The organism is Enterococcus sp. DIV0712, assembly GCF_050554855.1.
GTDB classification, from domain to species: domain Bacteria; phylum Bacillota; class Bacilli; order Lactobacillales; family Enterococcaceae; genus Enterococcus; species Enterococcus faecalis.
In genome coordinates this window covers 1,972,216-1,997,019 of the sequence record NZ_CP187333.1, presented here as the reverse complement: position 1 = coordinate 1,997,019, position 24,804 = coordinate 1,972,216, and the positions used below count along the sequence as shown (strand labels likewise).

Sequence of the window (24,804 nt, the reverse complement as noted above, 5' to 3'; positions counted from 1 at the left end):
GGAGTGACGTTATGAAAAAGGTATTAGTTGCCAATCGTGGCGAAATTGCGATTCGAATTTTTAGAGCTTGTACAGAATTAGATATCCGTACAGTAGCGATTTATGCTGCAGAAGATGAGTATTCTGTTCATCGTTTCAAAGCAGATGAAGCGTATTTAGTTGGTAAGGGGAAAAAACCAATTGAAGCCTATTTAGACATTGAAAATATTATCCAAATTGCCAAAAAATCGGGAGCAGATGCCATTCATCCTGGTTATGGCTTTTTATCTGAAAACTTACGCTTCGCCGAACGTTGTGAAGAAGAAGGAATCATTTTTGTTGGACCTAAAACACATCATTTAGATATTTTTGGCGATAAAATTAAAGCAAAAGAAGCAGCTGTAGCTGCGGGGATTGCTTCGATTCCAGGTTCAGATGGGCCAGTAGCAACGGTGGAAGAGGTCGTAGCTTTTGGTGAAACGCATGGCTTTCCTATCATGATTAAAGCTGCTTTAGGTGGCGGCGGTCGCGGGATGCGCGTTGCCCACGATGCCAAGGAAGCACGAGAAGGTTACGAAAGAGCAAAAAGTGAAGCGAAAGCAGCCTTTGGTTCTGACGAGGTTTATGTTGAAAAGTATATTTCTAATCCTAAACATATCGAAGTACAAATTTTAGGCGATCATCATGGGAACGTCTTGCATTTATTTGAACGTGATTGTTCCGTTCAACGGCGCCACCAAAAAGTGGTAGAAGTCGCACCATGTGTATCAATGAATGAAGAACAACGAGCAGCCATTTGTTCGGCTGCTGTACAGTTAATGGCGCATGTCGGCTACGTGAATGCGGGAACGGTTGAGTTTTTAGTAGAAGGGGATCAGTTTTATTTTATTGAAGTGAATCCTCGTGTTCAGGTAGAACATACTATCACAGAAATGATTACAGATATTGATATTGTGATCTCTCAATTACAAATTGCGCAAGGGCTTGATTTGCATAAAGATATGCATTTGCCAAAACAAAACGAATTGACATTAAAAGGCGCGGCTATTCAATGTCGGATTACGACTGAAGATCCCCTGAACCAGTTTATGCCAGACACAGGGAAAATCGATACGTATCGTTCACCAGGTGGTTTTGGTGTGCGTTTAGATGTAGGGAATGCTTATTCTGGCTACGCTGTGACGCCCTACTTTGATTCTTTATTGGTTAAAGTCTGTACGCATGGTTTCTCTTTTGAACAGGCAATCAGTAAAATGCAACGCTGCTTAAAAGAATTTCGGATTCGTGGCGTGAAAACAAATATTCCGTTTTTACAAAATGTTGTGAGCTATCCAGCGTTTCAATCTGGCGAAGCCAAAACAACCTTTATTGATAATACACCTGAATTATTTGAATTTCCTCGTATGCGCGATCGTGGCAATAAAACGATGAAATACATTGGAGAAGTAACGGTCAATGGGTTCCCTGGCATTGAACGAACGGAGAAAAAATATTTTGAAGCCCCGCGCGTGCCGACAGATATTGAAGTTCCAGAAAAAGTGATCACAGCTAAAAATATTCTAGACGCTCAAGGAGCAACCGCCGTCATCGATTGGGTTAAGAATCAAGAAAGTGTGTTAATGACAGATACCACGTTCCGTGATGCGCACCAAAGTTTATTAGCTACTCGTGTGAGAACACAAGATTTTAAAGCAATTGCTGGTCTAACTGATGCAGCCCTGCCTGAGCTGTTTTCTAGTGAAATGTGGGGTGGCGCTACGTTCGATGTTGCCTATCGCTTCTTAACCGAAGACCCATGGCAACGTTTAAGAAAAATTCGTCAGTTGATGCCAAACACACTTTTACAAATGCTGTTCAGAGGATCTAATGCGGTAGGCTATCAAAATTATCCTGATAATGTTATTGAAGAATTTATTAAAGAATCCGCTCGCCAAGGAGTCGATGTTTTCCGAATTTTTGATAGCTTAAACTGGATTCCTCAAATGGAAAAAAGTATTCAAGTCGTTCGGGATACCGGAAAAATTGCGGAAGCAGCAATTTGTTATACTGGGGACATCAATGATCCAGCCCGAGCAAAATATAATGTTCAATATTACCTTGATATGGCTAAAGAATTGGAAAATTTAGGGGCACAAATCATTGCGATTAAAGATATGGCTGGCTTATTGAAACCACAAGCTGCTTATCGTTTAATTAGTGAATTAAAGGCAGCCACGGATTTACCAATTCATCTCCACACTCACGACACTAGTGGCAATGGGATCATCACATATTCAGCAGCTACTAAAGCGGGCGTTGATATTGTTGACGTCGCAATGAGTGCGATGAGTGGCGCAACTAGCCAGCCAAGTATGAACAGTCTATATTATGCTTTAGTCAATGGTGAACGGACGCCAACTATTAACATTGATAATGCACAGAAAATCAATCATTATTGGGAAGATGTGCGCATGTATTATCAACCATTTGAAAATGGCTTAAATGCCCCGCAAACAGAAGTCTATATGCATGAAATGCCTGGTGGTCAATACTCTAATCTGCAGCAGCAAGCAAAAGCGGTAGGCTTAGGGCACCGTTGGGATGAAATCAAAAAAATGTATCACACAGTGAATTTGATGTTTGGCGATATTGTAAAAGTGACGCCATCTTCAAAAGTCGTGGGAGACATGGCACTCTTCATGGTTCAAAATCATCTGACAGAACAAGATGTTTATGCGCGTGGTGAAGAACTAAGTTTTCCTGAATCCGTTGTGACTTTTTTCCAAGGTGATTTAGGTCAACCAGTTGGTGGGTTCCCGAAAGAGCTCCAACGAATTATTCTAAAAGGTCGACCAGCCTTCACAGAGCGGCCAGGTGACTTAGCAGCACCTGTTGATTTTGCAAAAGTACAAGAAGAATTAGCCGAAAAAATTGGGTATCAACCTAAATTGGAAGAAGTTTTAAGTTATTTAATGTATCCACAAGTATTTTTAGAGTATCGTCAAAAATACGAAACCTTTGGAGATATAACCTTATTAGATACGCCAACATTCTTTAATGGTATTCGTCAAGGAGAGACATTGGAAGTTCAAATTGAACGAGGAAAAACATTAATTATTCGTTTAGATGAAATTGGTGAACCTGATATTGACGGAAACCGTGTCTTGTTCTTCAATTTGAATGGGCAACGTCGTGAGGTTTTAGTTAAAGATGCCTCCATTAAGTCTGCTGTTCAAGTAAAACAAAAGGCGGAACCAACTAATAAAGAACAAATCGGCGCAACGATGTCTGGTTCTGTTCTACAAGTATTGGTCAAACGTGGCGATAAAGTAGAAAAAGGTCAGCCGTTGCTGATTACTGAAGCCATGAAAATGGAAACGACTATCGAAGCACGTTTTGCGGGCACGGTAGATCACATTTATGTTGAAGAAGGCGAAGCAATCAGCTCAGGTGATTTGTTATTAGAAGTGAAAGAAAAATAAGATGAGAGGGGAAAAAATGAAGCGATTTTGGGCCTTTACTGCTGTTTTTTTAACAGTTCTACTCATCGGATATTTAGAGCCAGTTTTTTTCCCTGCTGAAAAACCAACCGAAACAGCTCAAAGTGGGCGCTTATCCAGCGCTCACACCGCTGTTCCTCATGAAGAATTGCCAGCTTCTGGCTACGCAGCATACATAGGGAAAGATGTGGAAACCTTTATCCGCCAGTTTGGCAATCCTAAAGAAAAAATTAAAACAGGTCGTACGTATGAATTATGGACGTTCGGTTTGACGATGAATGATTACTTAGAAGTCAACGTTCGAGAAAATAAAGTCATCGCAATTAAGGCCTTTAACAATGACAAAATGATAGAACCGTTTAAAATAGATATGAAGCTTGCAGACTTGTCTGATTTAATGACGATTTATTCGAATTTTGCATTTAATTTTCATCATGAAGCTTACGATGTCGAGCTGATGGAAGAAGATATGAACTATCGACCACTGGTTGCTTTTGATAATGGCAGTTTTGCAGTGTTATTTTTTAATCAGCGGACAGGTGGTTTAATGGCAGTTAATTATGTCAATAAAGAAACGTTGCTCACGGAAATGCCGTATCAATTAAATGAAGGTTCTCCTTTGCCAGTTGATATAACGCAGTCAATGACCTTCGATCCTGTTCAAAGTAACCAAGCGATTTATGTCATGAATCTGGTTAAACAGCAAGAAAATCAAGCTGCTTTTTCAGTTTCCACACAAAGTCAAAAAGATGCCCAAACATTGTATCAAACGCTGGCTAACCATACATCAACAATTTTGTCGGCAAATCGACAAGCAGAATTGTTACAAACGAGAGAGGAACATACAGCCATTCATCCCTTTCATTTGACTAAGGACGAATTTTCTTTATTAGTTAAAACGAGCAAACTTTCGTTGAGAGAACCAGCAGGTATTTTCCAAGAACCTGTTTATGATAGTACCTTTACTATCTTGTCATGGTTTTCGGACCCGCAATATGATAGCTATTTTGCTGAGTCAGAAACGACAGAATTGGGCGTTGCCTTTTCCAATGAAGGTGTGTTAGTCTTATTAGAGAAACGACCAGAAAATAGGCAAATCACGGAGAGTAGTGAAAAGTTATGATTGTAACAGAACATTTATTTGCAATTGAAGATCAAACAGAATGCTTAATTTCAGCACTTTTAGAAAGTGATGCTGTTCAAAACTATAAAGAAACAAAAAAAGCTATGTATGCTTCGGCGGAAGTTGCTCAGTTACAAAAAGCATTTTTAGAAGCTAAGTCAGCTTTTGAACGAGTAGAAGCTTATGGAATTCATGCACCCGATTTTCGGGAGAAGCAACGAGCCCTACGTAAAGCGAAGCGGGCGCTTGATTTAAATGAAATCGTTGCAAATTATCGTTTTGCTGAGACAAACGTTCAAACGTTGCTAGATACAATTGGTTTAAAGATTGCGCAACTAATTTCTGAAGATATTAAAGTAGATGCTGGAAATCCTTTCTTTGAACGAGGAAAGAAACATTCAGGATGTGGAGGAAGCTGCCATGCAAGCTAAAGAAGAAAAAGAATTTACGCTTCAAGAGCGTCGTTGCCTAATTGTTTGGGTATACACATTAAAACCGTTAAAACAGTTACGCCGATATGGACTGATTCACTATGTTTCACGAAAAATGAAATATGTGGTGATTTACATGAATGAAGAAAATATTGAAAGTAACATGGAAAAAATTAATCAGTTACATTTTGTTCGTAGTGTCGATAAATCGTATCGACCAGATGTCGAAATGAATTTTGCTGAAAAAATTGGTACCAAAGCGGCTTATCAAGAACAAGAAGACGATGGCTATGTAGTAGAGGAATTATCTACAGAGATTCGCTTAGCGGAGAATGTCTAATGCAAAAGAGTGAGAAATGTTATGAGAAATTTCAAACATTTTTCACTCTTTTTGTTATAATGAATTATAAAAGAATGATTGATAAAGGAGTCGAAACAATGCGTGTTATTTCTGGAGAATATGGTGGCCGGCGCCTGAAAGCGTTAGATGGCGACAATACTAGGCCCACAACAGATAAAGTAAAAGAATCTATTTTTAATATGATTGGTCCATATTTCGATGGTGGAATGGCACTGGATTTATATTCAGGAAGTGGCGGGTTAGCGATTGAAGCCGTTTCTCGTGGAATGGACAAAAGTATTTGTATTGAAAAGAATTTTGCTGCACTAAAAGTAATTAAAGAAAATATTGCGATTACAAAAGAACCAGAAAAATTTGAAGTTAGAAAAATGGATGCTAATCGTGCCTTAGAACAGTTTTATGAAGAGAAGCTACAATTTGATTTGGTCTTATTGGATCCGCCCTATGCCAAACAAGAAATTGTTTCACAATTAGAAAAGATGTTAGAACGGCAGTTATTAACAAACGAAGCCGTTATCGTTTGTGAAACAGATAAAACTGTCAAATTACCGGAAACGATTGGCACACTAGAAAAAACAAGAGAAACCGTTTACGGAATCACTCAAGTAACGATTTATCGTCAGGAGGCGTAGGATGCGTAAAATTGCTCTATTTCCCGGAAGTTTTGATCCGATGACAAATGGTCATTTAAATTTGATTGAACGCAGTGCGAAGTTATTTGACGAAGTCATTATTGGCGTTTTTATAAATACAAGTAAGCAAACATTATTTACGCCAGAAGAGAAAAAATATTTAATTGAAGAAGCAACTAAAGAAATGCCAAATGTGCGTGTTATCATGCAAGAAACCCAGTTAACTGTGGAAAGTGCAAAATCATTAGGGGCTAATTTTTTGATTCGTGGCATTAGAAACGTCAAAGACTACGAGTACGAGAAAGACATTGCTAAAATGAATCAACATCTGGCGCCAGAAATTGAAACGGTTTTTCTATTAGCAGAAGAACCATATGCACATGTAAGTTCCAGTTTACTAAAAGAAGTTTTACGTTTTGGGGGCGATGTGTCTGACTATCTTCCTCCCAATATTTATCACGCGTTAAAACAAAAGAAGAATGACTGGAGCTAAAATAATGAATAAAAAAACAGAGAAATTTTCGTTTAAATCACTCATTCCAATGGTATTGGCATTGCTGCTAATTGGTTTGTTTATCGTCCCAATTCCTTATTATATTGAAGGACCAGGAACGACAGAAAATTTAAAGGAGTTTGTAACTGTTGATGGAAAAAAAGATACGCAGTCAGGTGCTTTTTATTTAACAACGGTGGGCATTCGTTCGGCCACTATTTTTTCTGCCATAAAAGCAAACTTTTCGGATTTTCAAGAAGTCATGTCTAAAAAAGAATTAATGGGGGATAGTAGTAATAGCGAATATAATCGAATTCAACAATACTATATGGATTCCTCAAAAAACGCCGCAATTGAGCAAGCCTTAAAATTAGCGAAGGTTCCATATGAGATGAAATTTAAAGGCGTCTATGTGTTAGCAATGGAAGACAACTCAAGTTTTAAAGGAAAAATTGAAGTTGGCGATACCGTGACAGGCGTGGATGGTAAATCTTTTAAAAGCAGTGAAGAATTAATGAACTACATTAAAGCACAAAAAGTGAATCAAAAAGTCACTGTTCAATTTACTCAAGATGGCAAAGCAAAAGAAGCGACCGGCAAATTAATTGAATTGCCAACAGATAAAAAAGCGGGGATTGGTATTGGTTTGACCGATCATACAGAAATTGATTCTTCTATCCCAGTATCTATTGAAGCGGGTGATATTGGTGGGCCATCGGCTGGGTTAATGTTTACTTTGCAGACCTATGAACAATTAAGTCATAAAGATTTACGTAAAGGTCATGAAATTGCTGGAACAGGTACGATGAACAGTCAAGGAATCGTTGGTAGAATCGGAGGCATTGACAAAAAAGTTGTAACTGCCAGTGAGAACGGCGCAGAAATTTTCTTTGCACCCGATGATGAAATAACTTCAGAAATGAAAAAAGTTGAGCCAAAAATCAAATCGAATTATCAAGAAGCACAAGAAGCTGCGAAAAAAATTGGGACAAAAATGAAAATTGTCCCAGTAAAAACGGTTCAAGATGCCTTGAACTATCTAGAAAAATTAAAATAAAAGTGTGCCTGGGCCAAAAATTACTAGTGATTTTTGGTCCAGGCGCATTTTTTTGTTAAAAAATGCGTAATTATATTTTGAAGGGAGGACAAACGATGGATTGGTTGAAACAGTTACCCAAAAAGTGGCTATTGCTAGGTAGTGGCGCGTCTATAGTTATTTTGATAACTCTATTAGTGGGCATTTATTTGATGGTTAATAAGGAGCCACGAGTAGACACCACAATGTGGGAGGAGACAAGTCTGACCACTACGGCAGAGGTCGCCACAGATGCCACAAAAGAAAGGGCAGAAACAATGATCTATGTTGATATTAAAGGCGCAGTGAAAGTACCAGGAATCTATCAACTAAAAAATCAGCAGCGGATTTGGGATGCTTTAGCTTTAGCTGGAGGCGTGAGCGAGGAAGCTGATACTACCCAGGTCAATTACGCTCAAAAAGTAAAAGATCAAATGATTATTTACGTGCCCAAAAAAGGAGAAGCAGTGGCACAGTCATTAGAAACGCTGCAGGAATCAGCACCTGCTCAGCAAAATCAGGAGGAAAAAATCAACCTTAATACGGCAACAGAAGCAGAGCTACAAACGATTTCAGGAATCGGTGCGAAAAAAGCACAAGAGATTATTCGCTTTCGTGACGAACAAGGACCGTTTAAAACCGTCGAGGAACTGAAAAATGTTTCAGGTATTGGAGAGAAAACAGTAGAACGTTTAAAAGACATGTTGACAGTGACTGGCTAACTTTTAACAGAAAATTCCTGAGAATTCTTGACTATGGGATGCGGATAACATACTATTTGTAATAAGATTAAATGATTTGGCAAATCGAACACAGGAGTCATTAAAAATAAAGGAGGTTTATTATGGAACGAATTCCATGGGACCAATATTTTATGGGACAAAGCGTCTTATTATCATTAAGAAGTACTTGCACACGGTTAACTGTCGGAGCAACCATTGTTCGCGACAAACGAATTATTGCAGGAGGTTACAATGGTTCAGTCAGTGGCGGAACGCATTGTATTGATGAAGGATGTTATGTTGTTGATAATCATTGCGTTCGAACAATCCACGCAGAAATGAATGCAATTTTACAATGTGCGAAGTTTGGCGTCCCTACAGAAGGGGCAGAAATTTATGTGACACATTTCCCTTGCCTGCAATGTACAAAGATGATTTTACAAGCAGGGATTAAAAAGATTTATTATTTAAAGGATTACCGTAATGATGCGTACGCCCTAAATTTAATTGAACAAGTAGGAGCCACGGTTGAAAAAGTGACTTTAGTACCAAAATATTTTGCCGAATTACAATGGGGAGAAGAATTTGCCACACTTGAGGACAATCCTTCCTCAGCTGAGGAATAATTGGTTCTTCATAGCTCTGCTGACTAGTTGTGGGCTGTGGTGTTTTTTCGCACCTAGTCTATTAGGAGCTCTTCTTTTTTCTATCACTGTTATCCGTATTGTCTGTACAAAAAGTTTTCCTGTTATATTGGGAGGTTTTTTGTGCAGTTTTTTAATAGTAGGGGGCATATTGATTTTCCAGTGGTTAAAGCCAGTCTCTTTGTTGCCTAAAGAAGTCCGCTTGTCAGGACAGCTAACGATATTACCAGATGAAATACAAGTCGATGGTGATCAAGTAAAATTTCCTGCCAATTGGATCGTAAAAGGCAAAAGGCAGAAAGTGATGGCATTTTATCAATTAAAAAGTGTGAAAGAAAAACAGCAATGGCAACAACTAACCACAACCATTCAGGCAACCGCTGTAGGTATTTTAGACTCGCCCCAAGGTCAAACCAACAAAAATGGCTTCAATTATCAACTATTTTTAAAGAATCAAGGAATCGAAGCTATTTTATTCATTGAGGAGATAGGACAACCGCGTTCCTTTTTTTCTTGGCGGTTTAAAGAAATCATTAGCGGCTGGCGGAAGTGGGCGATGGTACATATTCAGAAAAATTTTGCTGAGACTAGTGCAATGTATATGAATGCGTTGCTCTTAGGTTTTCGTAATGAAGAATTTGCTGAAATAAGCGATAAATTTTCAGCATTAGGCATTTTGCATCTTTTTAGTTTGTCAGGGATGCATGTTTCTTTTTTCCTTCGTTTATTTCGCTTACTAATGCTAAGAATTGCTCGCCGAACGCAAGAAAGTTATTTTTTGTGGCAATGCGGTTTTTCACTGATATATGCTGGTTTAACAGGATTCTCAGTTAGTGTCATGCGGGCGCTTTTACAAACAAACCTCAATACGTTCAATCGACGGTTTAATTGGCAGGTTCCGGCCCTCGATTGTTGGAGTTTAACTCTCTTAGTGCACTTGATTGTTCAGCCAACCCTCTTTTTTTCAGTCGGCGGTCAATTTAGTTATTTACTTTCCTTTGTTCTGCTGTTTTTAGAGCAAACATTGGTTGGTTATTCTTCGCCTTTCATTAAAAATTGTTTAGGCTCTTTCCTATTGGCTGTGGCTTCCTTACCTATTTTAGTCCAATCATTTTATGAATGGCCCTTGTTAGGAAGTTTCTTAACATTTCTCTTGTTACCAATTTTTGAACGGTTCTTGTTACCGCTTTTGACGTTGAGCTTTTTTCTAGTGATTATTATGCCAGCACGTTATTTAGCAGCCTTGCTCGAACCACTATTTTTAACAATGAATGGCTTATTTGAGTGGGTGCTAGTTCACTTAAATCCGAAGCTGACCATCGGCTATTTAAATTCTTGGATACAAATTAGTTTGCTATTACTAATCGGACTTTCAATGATTTATTTAGCAGACAAGTCTAAAAAAATTTTTTTCTCAATCGGACTACTAATTGTTTTGATAAATAGTAAATACCTTTCGCCAATTGGCATTGTTGCAATGATCGATGTAGGCCAAGGGGATAGTTTGTTTATCCAAGCGCCTTTTCACAGAAAAAATACACTAATCGATACAGGTGGTCGGTTGTCTTTTGACAAAGAAGCTTGGCGGCAACGGAAAAATAGTCGATCAGGAGCGGAATATTCAGTGATTCCTTTTCTCAAAAGTCAAGGGGTCAAACGTTTAGATGAAGTGATCATCACACACGCACATGAAGACCATTTTGGCGATTTATTAGCCATTGCGCAGAAGGTTCCAATTTCTGTTCTTTATTTCCCTAAAGGAGCAGCTGAAGCCAATTTTTCGTTTCGCCAAGTCTTGAAACAACTCCAAAAAAGCGGAACAGACTGTCGGCCAATTTTAGCGCCCAAGCGAATTAATGGGCCCATTTCTTTTCAAATTTTATCGCCAAATAAGAGCAGTATTGGGGGCAATAATGACTCGATAGTGTTTTCCACACAATTAGGCGGACGGCATTTTTTATTTACTGGTGACTTGGAAGCCGAAGGAGAAGAACAAGTGTTGGCTCGCTATCCCCAGTTGAAAATCGACATCTTGAAAGTCGGTCATCATGGTAGTAAAACGTCGTCTACTAAAAGATTTATCAAACAGCTTAATCCGCGAGAAGCATTGATTTCAGCTGGACTGAATAATCGTTTTAAACATCCTCATCAGGAGACATTAGCGACGCTGGAGGAGCAAAAAATAAATTATTATCGGACCGATCTTCAAGGAATGATTTATTATCAATGGTTACCTTGGCAAGGGCTTTCTAAAGCCAAATTTGTTAAAGAACAAGACTAGTATTTCCAGAAGTAACATGATAGGATAAACAAGAGAAACGAGAAAAGGAGCGAGCCAATGGAGTTACAAAAAGCTTTGAAAGAAGTGCGAGAGCAAAAAATCGCTCCAGTGTATTTATTAATAGGAACAGAACTTTATTTAACTGAATTATTTAAAACAACATTGATGAAAGAATTGTTGACGGAAGAGGATGATCAATTTAACTTTTTCTCATTTGATATGGAGGAAACACCTTTAAGTGCAGCGATTGCTGAAGCGGAAACAATTCCGTTTTTTGGTGATTATCGCCTTGTCTTTGTGGAAAATCCTTACTTTTTAACTGCCGAAAGAAAAACAAACGGTGTGGAACATGATGTCAATCTTTTATTGAATTATTTGGAAAGTCCATCACCAACAACTGTTCTTGTTTTTATGGCCTCTTATGAAAAATTAGATGAACGCAAAAAAGTTACCAAAGCATTGAAAAAAAATGCCACAGTGGTTGACGTCAATCCAATGGATGAAAAGGCTATTCGTCAGTACATTTCTCAAACGATTGAGAGCGAAGGGTACACTATTCGCTCCGATGCTTTTGATTTATTACTTCAATTGACAGACTTGAACTTATCAAAAATTATGGGAGAATTACAGAAGCTGTATTTATATGCCCTTGAGACGAAGACAATTACACGAGGTGCGGTTCAAGAATTAGTCCCTAAGTCTTTGGAACATAATGTTTTTGACTTAACCAACGAAGTACTTTCTGGAAACAGTGAAAAAGCTGTTCAATTGTATGAAGATTTACTTTTACAAGGAGAAGAAACCATTAAGTTAAATGCAATCTTATTGAATCAGATTCGCCTTTTTCTACAAACAAAAATTTTGGCTAAGATGGGCTATCAGCAAGCGAATATCGCTGATACATTAAAGGTTCATCCTTATCGAGTCAAGTTAGCGTTACAACAAGTCCGACGATTTGAATTGTCTCGATTAGAAAGACTTTATGATGAATTAGTTGAAAATGATTACCGCATGAAAACGGGCCAAATGGATAAAGAATTACTATTCCAATTATTTATTTTAAAATTGACTGCACAAGCAAAATAAGAAAATGCCAGAGGCAATCGTCATACAACGATTGTCTCTGGCACTTTCTTATTATTTAGCTCCTAATAGTTCTTCTTTTCCGTGAACAAGCTGTGTCAACATGGCACAGAAAGGTGTTGCTACGTTGTATTTTTGTCCTTTGCGCCAAACAGCACCATTAATGTAATCAATTTCTGTGAGACGATGATTTTTAATTAAATCTTGATACATAGACGGATAGTGCAAGCCAATACCGTTTGGATCATAAGTTTGAGCAATATGTGTATAGACTTCTGCTTGATCTAAATGAATGGCTTCTTTTTCTGCGACTGCTGCAAATTCACTGATTAATGTTTTAACAAGGGATTCACTAACAGGTAGTGCACCAAATTCGGCAATATTACAATCAAGGATTGTACACAAACCGTTTAGCGTGCCATTGACACAGGCTTTCCGCCAAATAGAGTAGCGAACATTGCTACTATAGCTTGGATTTAAACCAGCTTGTTGGAAGACATCAACGACTTCTAAAGCAAATTCTTTACCAGAAGGATCAATATTTTCTAATTCAATTTCGCCATCACCTAAAAGTTTAACACGTCCCGGTCCTTCTAAACCAGCTGTCCACATGGTAATGCCAACCAAGATGTTTTCTTTTGGTACATATTTTTCTAGTACATCTTCATGACCTAAGCCATTTAATAAACATAGTACATATGTTTTTTCGGTAATCATTGGTTGAATCGCTTTAAACATTGCATCTAATTGTTGTGCTTTGGTTAAAGCGATAATTAAATCTACTTGTTCATTTTGATGGTCAATTTCTTCTGGTGAGAAGATTGGTAGGTTCGCGACAACTTCTTCTCCGTTAAAATCAGCGATTAAACCATTTTTACGAATAGCTTCAATGTGCGCGGGCCATTGATCGATTAAAGTTACATCATTTCCGCCTTGATGCAACATAATTCCTAAACGGCTGCCCATAGCGCCGGCACCAGCAATTGCAATTTTCATGTGTATCCATCTCCTTAAAAGTTCTTTAACCGTTATTATTATACAGCAACTTTCCTAAAAATGAATAAATGGGACTTGCAAATTTGTTATTTTTTAAATGTTTCCTAAAAAGTAAGGATTGCATCAAATGGTAAAGTAAGCTAAAGTAAAGCGTGGAAAAGTTTATAAATGAAAGTAGAGGAATCGTTAATGACGAAAGAAAAATTTTGTCGAGAATCACGAGTGATTCAAACACATCGTGTATTTCCCTTTGATTTAAATCCCTTTGGTGCACTATTTGGTGGGAAATTAATGTCTTTAATTGATGACGCCGCATCCATTTCCGTTTCACGGCATTGTCGGAGAGGGGCAGTCACAGCATCTTTAGATAACTTGAATTTTTTAAAACCTTTAAAAGAAAATCACTCAGTGTGTGTTGAAACGTTTGTTTCTGGCGTGCATCATAAATCGATGGAAGTATTTGTTAAAGTTGTAGGAGAAGATTTAACAACTGGAAAGCGTTATTTAGCGGCGACTTGTTTTACAACTTTTGTAGCCATTCCGTCTCATATGAATCCCGAAAGTGACTTCCAATTAGCGGCAGTCGTCCCAGAAACTGCAGAAGAAAAGTTGATTTGTTCCAATTATGAAACGAGACGACAACAACGTTTAGCTTTGCGAGAAGAGACTAAATTATTTAGTCAACATCTCACAACGGATTTACCGTGGATTGATTCACCTTTATAAAAAAATGTCCGAGTCTTTGTGAAAACAGACTTGGACATTTTTTGATGAAAAAAGAAGCTAACATGAATGCTAACTTCTATCTCACATTATTTAGCTAATTTGCTTAAACGAATTTTATCGCGGTTAGCTTTGTTTTTATGGATTAAACCTTTAGTTGCAGCCATATCAACAGCTTTAACAGCTTCGTTGTATAAAGCATCGACGTTATCAGCTCCAGCAGCTACAGCTTCTTCAAATTTCTTGATTGCTGTACGCATTGCGTTTGTTTGAGATGAATTTTTCGCATTCGCGTTAGCACTTGTACGTACGCGTTTGATTGCAGATTCGATATTTGGCATTTGTTTCACCTCCGATGATTTAGGTTTTACACTGGTCAGCCAATGTAATTCAACAGTAATCATTATACCTAATCCATTGTTCCATTGCAATAAAAGACGACAAGTTTTTTTCCTTAACAGACAATTTCAAGAAAAAAATAAGAAAATTTGCCAGAGCCTTAAGAAAAAAGCATACATTTTTTTTAAAACATGCTATGATAAAATAGATAAATGAAAAATGGTGGTGTCTTTGTGAGTATTGCATTATTGGTAACGATTACTTTGGTAATGGGTGTAATTTTTGTTAACGGTTGGACGGATGCGCCGAACGCAATTGCAACCGCTGTCTCGACTCGGGTGTTAAAACCGAATGTCGCAATTTGGATGGCTGTTGTGATGAACTTTTTAGGTGCATTAGTCATGACCTTTTTTAATGCCCAAGTAGCTGAAACGATTAGTAACATTGTTAGTTTTGACGCAAATGGAAACGCTTCACAGGTGGCTTTGGCTGCTTCGCTTTTTTCAATTGTGGTTTGGGCAGTTGCTGCGTGGTATTTTGGTATTCCCACAAGTGAAAGCCATGCGTTAATTGCCGGCTTGACTGGTTCGGCAATGGCATTAGGTGGTTTGGGTGCAGTCAATGGCTCGGAATGGATCAAAGTGCTTGTTGGTCTAGTTGTTTCTACCGTTATGGGCTTTGGTGGCGGTTATTTAATTGCCAAACTTGTTGTGAAAGCTTTCTCGGCTGTGCCTAGAAGAAAAGCCAACAAATTTTTTACAGTTGGACAAGCCTTTGGTGCGGGAGCTAATGCTTTTTTACATGGTGCGCAAGATGGGCAAAAATTTATGGGCGTGTTCATGTTAGTGCTTTTTTATAATAATTTAGTCGAAAAAACAGGTGGCGGTTTTGTGATTCCGTTATGGGTTATGGTTCTGTGTTCCATTACAATGGGCATCGGAACTTCTGTGGGCGGCATGAGAATCATTAAATCAGTCGGGATGGATATGGTAAAACTCGAACGCTATCAAGGCTTCACTGCAGATTTAAGCACGGCTATTTGTTTATTTTTAGCATCGGCTTTTGGGATTCCAGTTTCAACTACTCATACAAAAACAACAGCGATTATGGGAGTAGGTGCTTCTAAGCGAATCTCAAGTGTTGACTGGCGTATCGTGAAAGAAATGCTGATAGCATGGATTTTAACTTTCCCAGGATGTGGGCTGATCGCTTATGTGATGTCAAAATTATTTATTGCAATTTTTTAAGGAGAGAAAAACATGGCACGTAAAAAACAATTTGATTATTTTGGAGAATTAAACCAGTTAGCAACAAATGCTTATGAAGCGGCAAAGGTTTTGCAAGAAATTGTAGACAATTATTCATTAGAAAACTTAGTAAAAAAATCAGAAGCGATTCATCAATTGGAAAAAGAGAATGATGAAATTGTTCGCAAAATTTTAAATGAACTCTATATTTCCTTTATTACGCCGATTGATCGAGAAGATATTGTCGATATTACGGATCACTTAGATAACATTATTGATAGCATTAATAGTTTGTCTTATTTACTTGATCATTTAGTTGTCGAAGAAATGATTGCGCCCGCGCTAGAATTAACTGCTTATATTGTTAAAGCGACAGAAGGCGTTAAATCAGCAACGAAGGAATTTGCAAAATTTAAGAATTCTAAAACGTTAGTTTCATTGATTGATGAAGTGAATACGATTGAATCTCAAGGCGATAAATTATACAGTAGCGCCATGAAAGATTTGATGACTAACGAAAAAGATTTATTGAAAGTTATCAAGTGGAAAGATGTTTATGATCAGCTTGAGCGCACGATTAATGATTGTGAATCAGCTGTTAATATTATTGTCGGAATTGTCATCAAAAATACGTAAAGAAAAGAGGGGGAGCTGTTGGTTAAAGTAATTGTTGATGCTGATGATTTTGGGATGTCAGAAGCGATTAATCATGGCATTATCAAAAGTTATGTCGATGGTTTAACGACGTCGACACTTTTGATGCCCAATTTACCAACAGCAGAACACGCCGTTGCGTTAGCAAAAAATTATCCAGGATTATTTGTAGGTCAGCATACGAATTTTTTATTAGGGAAACCTTGTGCGGACCCATGTATGATTCCTTCACTGGTAGATGAACAAGGCAATTTTCATCGCTCTTCTTATTATCGTCAACAAAAACAAGTAACCTTCGTATATGAAGAAGTACGACTTGAAACGATTGCGCAATTGACGCGCTTTAAGGAACTAACTGGACATTATCCTGAACATTTTGATTGCCATTCGATTGGTGATGAAGTGGTTGATCAAGTATTTTTAGAATTAGCAGAAGAGTACGGACTTCATACAACCCTGAAATATAGTGGGGAAAAAGAATATCCACCGCAACAAGGTTATTTCCAGGTGACACATTTGTTAGAGTCTGGGGCGTTATCTTATATTCACGAAGGCGTATCAGTGGAGAATTTTTTAGAAGATGACTTTGGTTTATTACGGATGCCGGAATCGGCAATTGCTGAGATGCATTTTGATGTTGGATATTTGGATCAATTTGTGTTAGACAATTCTTCTTATACCACTTTACGCTGTAAAGAATTAGCAACGATTTGTGATCCTCGTGTTCGTCAGTGGTTTGAAGAACAGGGGATTGAGCGAATAACGTTTGGCGATTTAAAAAAATAAAACCGTTGCTTTCACTGTTGAAAGCAACGGTTTTATTTTTATGAGAATAACCAGTAGCCAATTAAAATCGCACCTAAAATTACACGATACCAACCGAAAACTGTAAAATCGTTTTTCTTCAAGTAATTCAATAAGAATTTAATCGCAATGATGGAAACAACGAAGGCAACAATAGAGCCAGTTAATAAAATAATGATTTCTTCTGATCCAAACGTATTTCCTTTGGCCAAGAATTTAAAGATTTTTAAAAAACTTGCTCCAAACATTACTGGAATTCCTAAGAAAAATGAAAACTCTGTTGCAACAAAACGTGAGGCCCCAATTAAGATTGCCCCTAAAATGGTCGCTCCTGAACGTGAAGTTCCTGGAATTAATGCCAGTACTTGGAAAGCACCAACGATTAAAGCGGCTTTATAAGTGAAGTCTTTTAGATTAGTACACTTCGGTGCAACATTTTTATTTCGTTTTTCAATGATAATAAAAGCAATCCCATAAACAATTAACATAATCGATACTGTTAAAAAGTTATAAAAATGTGCATCTAAATAATCATCAAATTTTAGACCAATAACTGCCGCTGGTAAACAAGCGACTAAGACTTTAGACCAAAGAATCCAAGTATCTTTTTTCTCTTCGCCATTTTTCTTCGGTGAGAAAGGATTCAATTTGTGGAAGTATAAAATAACAACCGCCATAATTGCTCCCAATTGGATAACGACGTTGAACATTTCCATAAAATCTTTACTTAGATCGAGTTTAATAAACTCATCCACTAAAATTAAATGTCCGGTACTACTAATTGGAAGCCACTCGGTAATTCCTTCGATAATACCAAGAATAATTGCTTTCCATAGGTTAGCAAAAAGCATGTCACCATTCCTTTCTGAAATAAATGCAAAATACATCAAGTATAAGTATACCCGCTGACAAAGTAAATGCCAATGCAAATTCTTATTTTAAAATAAATTTTAGAATTATACAAAGGTGCCACTTGTAATTCATGAAACTTTTTTCTATACTAGTGATACTTTAAAAAATGGGGGAAGAGAAATGTTTGGATTTTTGAAGAAAAAGAATGAAGTTGTCGAAAATAATACAATGTATGCCGTTGCCAATGGAACCGTTATCCCAATTAGTGAAGTGAATGATCCTGTTTTTTCACAAAAAATGATGGGAGATGGCTATGCAGTAGTTCCAGAAAATGGTGAAATTTATGCACCTATTGAAGGAGAAGTTTTAAGCGTTTTCCAAACAAAACATGCCATTGGTTTAAAAATGACAAACGGTCTTGAAATTTTATTACACATGGGTATCGATACGGTGGAGTTAAACGGGGCACCGTTCACTATTAAAGTGAAAGCAGGCGACCAAGTGACTGCAGATACGGTGGTCGCAATTGCTGATTTAGAAGCAATTAAAGCAGCTGGTAAAGGAACTGAAATGGTTGTCATTATTACCAACATGGATAAAGTAGCACAATTTTCGTTAGAGAAAACTGGCGTGGTTACAGCTGGTACACCAGTTGGCTCTGCCACAGCCAATTAATGCATTAGACGAGGTCGGGACAGAACCGTTTAGCTCCGAGAAATAAGAAGAAATTTCCGAAAATTGATCTTTGATTTTTGGAGAATTTCGGCTTATTTCCGAAGGAGTTGGTTCTGTTCCCGCCGTTTATCAGTTTTTGAGCGTGGAGCAAAAATCCAAGGTGATTTTTGTTCCACGCTCGTTTTTTTTTGAACAGAAATAAAATTTTATTTTGGAATTAAAAAATATTTAGAAAAATAGTTGAAATTTTATTTCAAACAAGTTATAATGAAAGCGTATTAGAGAGGAGCTAAAAAGATGTATGGTATTTCAGTTTTTCTTGGTGAAGAGATTACAAACGATACAATTATTTATATCAAAAAGATGAAAGCGCTTGGATTTGATGGTATTTTCACTTCTTTACACATTCCAGAAGATGATACTTCTCTTTATCGCCAACGCTTGACTGATTTAGGGGCAATTGCTAAGGCAGAAAAAATGAAAATTATGGTAGATATTTCAGGTGAAGCGTTAAAAAGAGCGGGTTTTTCTTTCGATGAATTAGAGCCTTTAATCGAGTTGGGCGTAACTGGCCTTCGGATGGACTACGGCATTACGATAGAACAAATGGCTCATGCTTCACATAAGATTGATATAGGATTGAATGCTAGTACCATTACACTGGAAGAAGTGGCTGAGTTAAAGGCTCACCAAGCGGACTTTTCTCGCTTAGAAGCTTGGCATAATTATTATCCAAGACCTGAAACAGGCATTGGAACAACATTTTTTAATGAAAAGAACCGCTGGCTTAAAGAATTAGGCTTACAAGTTTTTACTTTTGTGCCAGGAGATGGGCAAACAAGAGGCCCAATTTTTGCTGGTTTACCAACATTAGAAAAACATCGTGGGCAAAATCCTTTCGCCGCTGCCGTTGGTTTGATGGCTGATCCTTATGTCGATGCTGTTTATATTGGTGATCCCACAATTAGTGAGCGAACCATGGCTCAATTTGGTTATTATCACCAAACCAATCAATTTCTGTTAGAAGTAGCACCTAGCGAGAGCCGCTATTTGAAGCGAATACTTGGGACTCATACCAATCGTTTAGATGCTGCAAGAGATGTTTTGCGAAGTGAATTATCAAGAACGAGTGAAATGTTCAGAAAAGATGAAATTGCAACGATTGAGTCAGAGCAGACTGAAGCACGTCCAGTGGGAACCGTAACGATTGATAATGAAAAATATGGTCGCTATATGGGAGAAATTCAAGTCACACTTGTGGACTTGCCGAAAGATGAAAAAGTCAATACGATTACACGAATTATTGAAAAAGATCAAACGATATTGCCGTTAATCAAGGCAGGCAATCAATTTACGCTAGTCACGGAAGGAACGATAGAAAATGAATTTAGAAAACTTAACAACTGAACGTAGAAATGAAAATACAATGGGCTTAGATGAGATGAGTGTCAAAGAAGCTTTACAAAAAATGAATCAAGAAGACCAAAAAGTTGCAATGGCAGTGGGTCAAGAATTAGCAGCCATTGAACCAGTGGTAGAAGCCATCATCAAAAGCTTCAATCAAGGCGGCCGCTTGATCTACATGGGCGCTGGTACGAGTGGTCGGTTAGGTGTCTTAGATGCAGCCGAATGTGTACCAACTTTTGGCGTCGAGCCAGAGATGGTTCAAGGCCTCATCGCTGGTGGTCAAAAAGCAATGACTGTCGCAGTAGAAGGTGCTGAAGATTCAAAAGAACTAGGTCGTCAAGATTTAGTTGATCTAAAATTATCAGCAAATGACATTGTTGTCGGGATTGCAGCCAGTGGTCGGACGCCTTATGTAATTGGCGGTTTAGAATATGCTGCAACGGTGGGAGCAGCTACCGCAACTGTGGCATGTAATAAAAATGCCGAAATTAGTAAATATGCGCAAATGCCGATTGAAGTAGATGCAGGACCTGAATTTTTAACAGGTTCGACTCGCTTGAAATCTGGGACAGCTCAAAAATTAATTTTAAATATGTTATCAACTATTTCCATGATTGGTATTGGGAAAGTCTACAATAACTTAATGGTTGATGTAAAACCAACCAATGAAAAATTAGTGGAGCGTTCCAAACGGATTATTATGGAAGCAACGGGTTGTAGTTATGAAGTTGCCGAACTAAAATTTGTAGAAGCAGAAGAAAATGTGAAGTTAGCAATTGTAATGATTTTAACTGATAGTACTAAAGAAGAAGCAACACAAAAATTAATTGACGGGAATCAATTTATCAAGAATACATTAAATTAAGGAATTAGGAGGGTGTTTTAACATGGCAGAAGAAAGAATTAAACGCATTGCTGATGGGATTTATAAAGAAGTTGGTGGTCAAGAAAACGTGGACAAAGTCATTCATTGTATGACTCGTGTTCGTATGGATATCCGCGATTATGACAAAGTGGATATTGAAGGATTGAAAAAAATTGATGGCGTTATGGGCGTCGTAGAAGACGATACGTTGCAAGTAGTTGTTGGTCCAGGGACTGTTAACAAGGTTGCACAAGAAATGGTAGATCAAGCAGGTGTCAAATTGGGAGAACCATTTAATCATGACACCGCAACTGATGCTGCAGCAGGCAAATCTGGAAAAGATTTAGTAGAAGAAAAAGCCGCTCAAATGAAAGCACAACAAAAAGCGAAACAAAATAACACTTCACCATTTAAAAAAGTGTTAAAAGCTATTTCTAGTATCTTTGTTCCGATGATTCCTGCCTTTGTTGGGGCTGGTATTATTGGCGGGATTGCAGCTGTTATGTCTAACTTAGTTGTTGCTGGTGATATTTCAGCTTCATGGCAACAATATATTGATGTCTTAAATATCATTAAAAATGGGATTTTTGCTTATTTAGCTCTTTACACTGGGATTAACAGTGCCAGCGTTTTTGGTGCAACGCCAGCGTTGGGTGGTGTTATTGGGGCAGTCACAATGTTAACAGGAATGAATCCGGATGCTCCAATCAGTAATATTTTCACTGGGGGAACATTATCTGCAGGACAAGGCGGAATTATCGGTGTTATTTTTGCCGTATGGTTATTATCATTGTTAGAAAAACAATTGCATAAAATTGTCCCAGAATCAATTGATATTATCGTAACGCCAACCATTTCACTTTTAGTGATTGGCTTAGCAACTATTTTCTTAATCATGCCTGTAGCCGGAGCTATTTCTAATGGCTTAGTTGGTATTATCAATGTTGTCTTAGAAAAAGGTGGCATGGTTGCTGGCTTTACTCTTGGTTTAACCTTCTTGCCAATGGTAATGTTTGGTTTACATCAAATTTTGACGCCAATCCACATTGAAATGATTAATCAAACAGGGATGACTTTGTTATTACCAATTCTGGCCATGGCTGGTGCGGGACAAGTCGGTGCAGCTTTAGCATTATGGATTCGTTGTAAATCAGATAAAAAATTAGTTGAAATGATTAAAGGTGCCTTGCCAGTTGGGATTTTAGGTATTGGTGAACCATTAATCTACGGAGTTACTTTACCATTAGGACGTCCATTCATTACTGCTTGTATCGGCGGTGGTATTGGTGGTGCGGTGATTGGGGCCTTCGGTAATGTTGGTGCGATTGCTATTGGACCAAGTGGGGTGGCTTTAATTCCATTAATTGCCAACAACCAATGGCTTGCATATGTATTAGGTTTATTGGCTGCTTACGCAGGTGGTTTTGTAGCAACGTTATTCTTTGGGATTCCTAAAGATATGCAAACAACTAAATAATAAATAGAAAAAAGGAGAACTTGGCTTCTCCCTTTTTCTTTGTTAAAATTTAATTGCGTAGGAAATGGTGTATCAGGAGGGGTGTTTATGCAACAAAATATTGTCTTATCTATCCAAGATCGTCTACAACAATTACCAAAATCAGAACGAAAAATTGCAGAATATATTTTAAAAAATACAGAAACAGTTATTTCAATGAATGCGCAAGAGCTAGCGAAACAAGCAGGATCAAGTCCAGCGGCAATTATTCGTTTTTGTCATTCTATGGATGTGAATGGCTTTACAGAGTTGAAACTTTTATTATCTGCAAATCTTGGCCAAATGAAGCAGCAAATGTACACTGAAGTTACTAAAGGGGAATCAACAGCTGATATTAAACAAAAGTTACAGGCGCGCTTTGTTCATGTGGTTGAGCGAAGCGGTCAGACATTAGAGGATGTCGCAGTGAATGAAGCCGTTGATTTGTTGGAAAAAACAGAAGTAATTTTTGTCTATGGGTTGGGCGCCTCTTCGTTGGTTGCTCAAGATATTTATCAAAAGTTTACGCGATTAGGCCGAACGGTATTTACAACATTGGATCATCATTTATTTGCTTCCATGTTAGGCTCAACAGAAAAGCCTAGTGTTTTTATTGTTATTTCTAATTCTGGAACGAATAAAGAAGCAAGTACTTTAGCTGATTTAGCGAAGCAGCAAGGGATTCCTATTATTAGTATCACACAAGATGAAAAATCAGTGATTGGTGAAAAAAGTGATATCGTCCTTCAAACCTCTAGTGGGGAAGACGTGCCATTGAGAAGTGCGGCTACTGTTTCCTTGGTGGCACAATTGTATGTAGTTGATGTTTTATTTTTTGCTTATGCAGCAAAAAACTATAAGGAAACCTTAGAAAAAATTCAAATCTCAAGAAAAAATGTAGAACGTTTAAAAGAATAAATAAAAAGAGAAGGTTATCTGTCAAAATGACAGATAACCTTCTCTTTTTTTACTATCAACGGCGCTTTTCAGCGATCTTTTTTCCCTTTTCAATATAAGAAATATCATTAATTCCTTGAATGGTAAATGTTCCTTTTTCGTAAGTTAAGGTCGTCACGCTACCATTCTCCAGCGCCATCTGCATAGGCAAACTTGCATCAATTAAGGAAAGTAAAAAGGAAATTGTTAGTCCATGGGAAACCACCATGACTTTGCCGCCACCATTTTTTTCTCGATGATGAGCGATATCTTCGAAACCAGACCAAACACGATCACGGATAACTTCATAAGGCTCCGCCCAGTCAGCCGTATCGGCTTCAATAATAGCATTTGCTAGCTCACGATAGGTAATCTTTGTGGTCATCATGTCCTCATAACTTTTAAAAGCTAAAATGCGTGGCACCACACCCCAAAGTTCACCATCATAGCCACCATCTAAAGAACCAAAACACCACTCACGAATCCGTTTATCGGTTAGGTAAGGAATCTTTTGGTGGTTTTGATGTTCTTGTAAAATAATCTGAGCGGTTTGCATGGCACGACCACTATCACTACTATAGGCTTCCTTAAAGTCTATGTCCCTAAGACCTAAGCCTAAATGATAAATGCCTTCTTCTCCTTGTTTGGTTAAGGGGGTATCTGACCAGCCTTGGGTACGGCCAATCGTATTAAACATCGTTTTTCCGTGACGAATAATATAAAGTGTCGTTGCTTCAGTCATTGCTACTCCTCCTAAGTTTCTTTAAATAGTGAATAAATCTCTAATTAAAAAATGGGTTTGTGGCTTTTTCATGTTGAATGGTTGTGGCATCACCATGGCCTGGATAAACAGGAAATTCTTCTGGTAAAGTGAATAGATAGGTCGTAATGCTGTGTAATAATTGTTGCATATCACCAGTGTGTAAATCGGTACGACCAATACTACCTTTAAACAATGCATCCCCAACAACAACAAAATCATCAAAGACAAAGCTGACGCTACCAATTGAATGACCAGGTGTTGGGACTACGGAAAATTTCATGCCGCCAATTTCATAATCGGTTAGTTTAAATTCATGTTCGGCGGGTTGAACAATAATATTTGCTATATCATCATGTCTGCCTAATCCTGAAAGATTCAAAATAGGATTGGAAAGCCACGCTTGTTCTAATGGACTAACATAAACAGGGATTTGATAATGATGGCGCAATTCTTCTACCGCACCAATATGATCATAGTGAGTATGTGTTAATAAAATAGCGGCTGGTTTCTTCCCTAAACGGGTAATTTCTTGAATTAGTTTTGCTCCTTCTGCACCTGGATCAATAATTAATAATGCTTCTTCATTATAAACAAGATAACAGTTTTCTTGAATAACACCTGTTCTAATTTGTTCGATCTGTATCATCTCAGGACCTCCTAAAGTTCTAACGATTCTCTTCAAGTATACCGAAGAATCTTAAGAATAGAAAGTTTTCTTGTTTATCCAAAGAAAAAATAAATCATT

At 37.8% G+C, this 24,804-nt stretch carries 25 protein-coding genes; 20 read left to right on the top strand and 5 right to left on the bottom strand.

Features of this window, described 5'->3' with window-relative positions:
- Positions 1-11: 11 nt before the first annotated feature.
- The 11 genes from IGL42_RS09580 to holA all read left to right on the top strand — a co-directional run bounded on the left by IGL42_RS09580 (position 12) and on the right by holA (position 12,306).
- On the top strand, positions 12-3,440 hold the full coding sequence (locus tag IGL42_RS09580) for a pyruvate carboxylase (RefSeq protein WP_002372200.1): 3,429 nt from the start codon (positions 12-14) through the stop codon (positions 3,438-3,440).
- Between the two features lie 16 nt (positions 3,441-3,456).
- Positions 3,457-4,581: a CAP-associated domain-containing protein gene (locus tag IGL42_RS09575; RefSeq protein ID WP_002364455.1), complete on the top strand. Its 1,125-nt coding sequence runs from the start codon at positions 3,457-3,459 to the stop codon at positions 4,579-4,581.
- Positions 4,578-5,012: a YlbF family regulator gene (locus IGL42_RS09570; RefSeq protein ID WP_002356689.1), complete on the top strand. Its 435-nt coding sequence runs from the start codon at positions 4,578-4,580 to the stop codon at positions 5,010-5,012. The genes IGL42_RS09575 and IGL42_RS09570 overlap by 4 nt, the downstream gene beginning before the upstream one ends.
- Positions 5,002-5,352 carry a YlbG family protein gene (locus IGL42_RS09565; RefSeq protein WP_002359714.1) on the top strand — a complete coding sequence of 117 codons (351 nt, stop codon included), beginning with the start codon at positions 5,002-5,004 and terminating at the stop codon, positions 5,350-5,352. The genes IGL42_RS09570 and IGL42_RS09565 overlap by 11 nt, the downstream gene beginning before the upstream one ends.
- 59 nt (positions 5,353-5,411) lie before the next feature.
- On the top strand, positions 5,412-6,005 hold the full coding sequence (gene rsmD / locus IGL42_RS09560; protein WP_002414371.1) for a 16S rRNA (guanine(966)-N(2))-methyltransferase RsmD: 594 nt from the start codon (positions 5,412-5,414) through the stop codon (positions 6,003-6,005).
- 1 nt (position 6,006) lies between these two features.
- Positions 6,007-6,498 (top strand): pantetheine-phosphate adenylyltransferase, encoded by a 492-nt coding sequence (gene coaD / locus IGL42_RS09555; protein ID WP_002356693.1) that lies wholly within the window; start codon positions 6,007-6,009, stop codon positions 6,496-6,498.
- Positions 6,485-7,555, top strand: coding sequence for a SepM family pheromone-processing serine protease (locus tag IGL42_RS09550; protein ID WP_002399203.1), 1,071 nt, complete (start codon positions 6,485-6,487; stop codon positions 7,553-7,555). Before coaD ends, IGL42_RS09550 begins: the two co-directional genes overlap by 14 nt.
- 62 nt (positions 7,556-7,617) lie before the next feature.
- Positions 7,618-8,295: a helix-hairpin-helix domain-containing protein gene (locus tag IGL42_RS09545; protein ID WP_025191861.1), complete on the top strand. Its 678-nt coding sequence runs from the start codon at positions 7,618-7,620 to the stop codon at positions 8,293-8,295.
- 122 nt (positions 8,296-8,417) lie between these two features.
- Positions 8,418-8,921, top strand: a complete 504-nt coding sequence (locus tag IGL42_RS09540) for a ComE operon protein 2 (RefSeq protein WP_002356697.1) — start codon at positions 8,418-8,420, stop codon at positions 8,919-8,921.
- Between the two features lie 34 nt (positions 8,922-8,955).
- On the top strand, positions 8,956-11,220 hold the full coding sequence (locus tag IGL42_RS09535; RefSeq protein ID WP_161972018.1) for a DNA internalization-related competence protein ComEC/Rec2: 2,265 nt from the start codon (positions 8,956-8,958) through the stop codon (positions 11,218-11,220).
- Between the two features lie 57 nt (positions 11,221-11,277).
- A complete protein-coding gene (holA, locus tag IGL42_RS09530) occupies positions 11,278-12,306 on the top strand; it encodes a DNA polymerase III subunit delta (protein WP_002364451.1) in 1,029 nt (342 codons plus the stop codon).
- A gap of 51 nt (positions 12,307-12,357) precedes the next feature.
- Here holA and IGL42_RS09525 read toward each other — a convergent pair whose 3' ends face one another.
- Positions 12,358-13,299, bottom strand: coding sequence for a 2-dehydropantoate 2-reductase (locus IGL42_RS09525; protein ID WP_002385757.1), 942 nt, complete (start codon positions 13,297-13,299; stop codon positions 12,358-12,360).
- Positions 13,300-13,467: 168 nt separating this feature from the next.
- Here IGL42_RS09525 and IGL42_RS09520 point away from each other — a divergent pair, with 168 nt between their 5' ends.
- The gene (locus IGL42_RS09520) at positions 13,468-14,025 is read left to right on the top strand and encodes an acyl-CoA thioesterase (protein ID WP_002385758.1); all 558 of its coding nucleotides are present in this window, start codon (positions 13,468-13,470) and stop codon (positions 14,023-14,025) included.
- Between the two features lie 86 nt (positions 14,026-14,111).
- Here IGL42_RS09520 and rpsT read toward each other — a convergent pair whose 3' ends face one another.
- Positions 14,112-14,363, bottom strand: a complete 252-nt coding sequence (rpsT, locus tag IGL42_RS09515) for a 30S ribosomal protein S20 (RefSeq protein ID WP_002356703.1) — start codon at positions 14,361-14,363, stop codon at positions 14,112-14,114.
- Positions 14,364-14,573: 210 nt separating this feature from the next.
- Here rpsT and IGL42_RS09510 point away from each other — a divergent pair, with 210 nt between their 5' ends.
- From IGL42_RS09510 to IGL42_RS09500, 3 genes are read left to right on the top strand one after another with little or no spacing between them, the layout of a single operon-like run.
- On the top strand, positions 14,574-15,608 hold the full coding sequence (locus tag IGL42_RS09510) for an inorganic phosphate transporter (RefSeq protein ID WP_002356704.1): 1,035 nt from the start codon (positions 14,574-14,576) through the stop codon (positions 15,606-15,608).
- A gap of 12 nt (positions 15,609-15,620) precedes the next feature.
- On the top strand, positions 15,621-16,244 hold the full coding sequence (locus IGL42_RS09505; protein WP_002356705.1) for a DUF47 domain-containing protein: 624 nt from the start codon (positions 15,621-15,623) through the stop codon (positions 16,242-16,244).
- 18 nt (positions 16,245-16,262) lie between these two features.
- The gene (locus IGL42_RS09500; RefSeq protein ID WP_002356707.1) at positions 16,263-17,048 is read left to right on the top strand and encodes a ChbG/HpnK family deacetylase; all 786 of its coding nucleotides are present in this window, start codon (positions 16,263-16,265) and stop codon (positions 17,046-17,048) included.
- Positions 17,049-17,086: 38 nt separating this feature from the next.
- Here IGL42_RS09500 and IGL42_RS09495 read toward each other — a convergent pair whose 3' ends face one another.
- The gene (locus IGL42_RS09495) at positions 17,087-17,917 is read right to left on the bottom strand and encodes an undecaprenyl-diphosphate phosphatase (RefSeq protein WP_002356708.1); all 831 of its coding nucleotides are present in this window, start codon (positions 17,915-17,917) and stop codon (positions 17,087-17,089) included.
- Between the two features lie 115 nt (positions 17,918-18,032).
- On the opposite strand from IGL42_RS09495, the gene IGL42_RS09490 reads away from it, so the two are divergent.
- The 5 genes from IGL42_RS09490 to IGL42_RS09470 all read left to right on the top strand — a co-directional run bounded on the left by IGL42_RS09490 (position 18,033) and on the right by IGL42_RS09470 (position 23,278).
- Positions 18,033-18,593 (top strand): PTS sugar transporter subunit IIA, encoded by a 561-nt coding sequence (locus IGL42_RS09490; RefSeq protein ID WP_002399206.1) that lies wholly within the window; start codon positions 18,033-18,035, stop codon positions 18,591-18,593.
- A 297-nt stretch (positions 18,594-18,890) separates the two neighbouring features.
- Complete coding sequence (locus tag IGL42_RS09485; protein ID WP_002364446.1) at positions 18,891-20,000, top strand: DUF871 domain-containing protein; 1,110 nt, start codon at positions 18,891-18,893, stop codon at positions 19,998-20,000.
- A complete protein-coding gene (gene murQ / locus IGL42_RS09480; RefSeq protein WP_002364445.1) occupies positions 19,975-20,865 on the top strand; it encodes an N-acetylmuramic acid 6-phosphate etherase in 891 nt (296 codons plus the stop codon). The genes IGL42_RS09485 and murQ overlap by 26 nt, the downstream gene beginning before the upstream one ends.
- 22 nt (positions 20,866-20,887) lie before the next feature.
- Positions 20,888-22,342, top strand: a complete 1,455-nt coding sequence (locus IGL42_RS09475) for a PTS transporter subunit EIIC (protein WP_002372194.1) — start codon at positions 20,888-20,890, stop codon at positions 22,340-22,342.
- A gap of 87 nt (positions 22,343-22,429) precedes the next feature.
- The gene (locus tag IGL42_RS09470) at positions 22,430-23,278 is read left to right on the top strand and encodes a MurR/RpiR family transcriptional regulator (RefSeq protein WP_002382748.1); all 849 of its coding nucleotides are present in this window, start codon (positions 22,430-22,432) and stop codon (positions 23,276-23,278) included.
- A 55-nt stretch (positions 23,279-23,333) separates the two neighbouring features.
- Here the strand turns inward: IGL42_RS09470 and IGL42_RS09465 are convergent, their stop codons facing one another.
- The gene (locus tag IGL42_RS09465; protein WP_002364444.1) at positions 23,334-24,038 is read right to left on the bottom strand and encodes a histidine phosphatase family protein; all 705 of its coding nucleotides are present in this window, start codon (positions 24,036-24,038) and stop codon (positions 23,334-23,336) included.
- Positions 24,039-24,078: 40 nt separating this feature from the next.
- Positions 24,079-24,705, bottom strand: a complete 627-nt coding sequence (locus tag IGL42_RS09460) for an MBL fold metallo-hydrolase (RefSeq protein ID WP_002356716.1) — start codon at positions 24,703-24,705, stop codon at positions 24,079-24,081.
- Between the last annotated feature and the right edge of the window lie 99 nt (positions 24,706-24,804).

Coding starts and splice junctions, on each gene's coding strand:
- IGL42_RS09470 (WP_002382748.1), top strand. CDS start 22,430: ATGCAACAAAATATTGTCTTATCTATCCAAGATCGTCTACAACAATTA.
- IGL42_RS09550 (WP_002399203.1), top strand. CDS start 6,485: ATGACTGGAGCTAAAATAATGAATAAAAAAACAGAGAAATTTTCGTTT.
- IGL42_RS09520 (WP_002385758.1), top strand. CDS start 13,468: ATGAAAGTAGAGGAATCGTTAATGACGAAAGAAAAATTTTGTCGAGAA.
- IGL42_RS09540 (WP_002356697.1), top strand. CDS start 8,418: ATGGAACGAATTCCATGGGACCAATATTTTATGGGACAAAGCGTCTTA.
- IGL42_RS09575 (WP_002364455.1), top strand. CDS start 3,457: ATGAAGCGATTTTGGGCCTTTACTGCTGTTTTTTTAACAGTTCTACTC.
- IGL42_RS09465 (WP_002364444.1), bottom strand. CDS start 24,038: ATGACTGAAGCAACGACACTTTATATTATTCGTCACGGAAAAACGATG.
- IGL42_RS09475 (WP_002372194.1), top strand. CDS start 20,888: ATGGCAGAAGAAAGAATTAAACGCATTGCTGATGGGATTTATAAAGAA.
- IGL42_RS09510 (WP_002356704.1), top strand. CDS start 14,574: ATGAAAAATGGTGGTGTCTTTGTGAGTATTGCATTATTGGTAACGATT.
- IGL42_RS09525 (WP_002385757.1), bottom strand. CDS start 13,299: ATGAAAATTGCAATTGCTGGTGCCGGCGCTATGGGCAGCCGTTTAGGA.
- IGL42_RS09495 (WP_002356708.1), bottom strand. CDS start 17,917: ATGCTTTTTGCTAACCTATGGAAAGCAATTATTCTTGGTATTATCGAA.
- rpsT (WP_002356703.1), bottom strand. CDS start 14,363: ATGCCAAATATCGAATCTGCAATCAAACGCGTACGTACAAGTGCTAAC.
- IGL42_RS09485 (WP_002364446.1), top strand. CDS start 18,891: ATGTATGGTATTTCAGTTTTTCTTGGTGAAGAGATTACAAACGATACA.
- IGL42_RS09580 (WP_002372200.1), top strand. CDS start 12: ATGAAAAAGGTATTAGTTGCCAATCGTGGCGAAATTGCGATTCGAATT.
- IGL42_RS09570 (WP_002356689.1), top strand. CDS start 4,578: ATGATTGTAACAGAACATTTATTTGCAATTGAAGATCAAACAGAATGC.
- IGL42_RS09460 (WP_002356716.1), bottom strand. CDS start 24,705: ATGATACAGATCGAACAAATTAGAACAGGTGTTATTCAAGAAAACTGT.
- IGL42_RS09505 (WP_002356705.1), top strand. CDS start 15,621: ATGGCACGTAAAAAACAATTTGATTATTTTGGAGAATTAAACCAGTTA.
- IGL42_RS09545 (WP_025191861.1), top strand. CDS start 7,618: ATGCGTAATTATATTTTGAAGGGAGGACAAACGATGGATTGGTTGAAA.
- coaD (WP_002356693.1), top strand. CDS start 6,007: ATGCGTAAAATTGCTCTATTTCCCGGAAGTTTTGATCCGATGACAAAT.
- IGL42_RS09565 (WP_002359714.1), top strand. CDS start 5,002: ATGCAAGCTAAAGAAGAAAAAGAATTTACGCTTCAAGAGCGTCGTTGC.
- holA (WP_002364451.1), top strand. CDS start 11,278: ATGGAGTTACAAAAAGCTTTGAAAGAAGTGCGAGAGCAAAAAATCGCT.
- rsmD (WP_002414371.1), top strand. CDS start 5,412: ATGAATTATAAAAGAATGATTGATAAAGGAGTCGAAACAATGCGTGTT.
- murQ (WP_002364445.1), top strand. CDS start 19,975: ATGAATTTAGAAAACTTAACAACTGAACGTAGAAATGAAAATACAATG.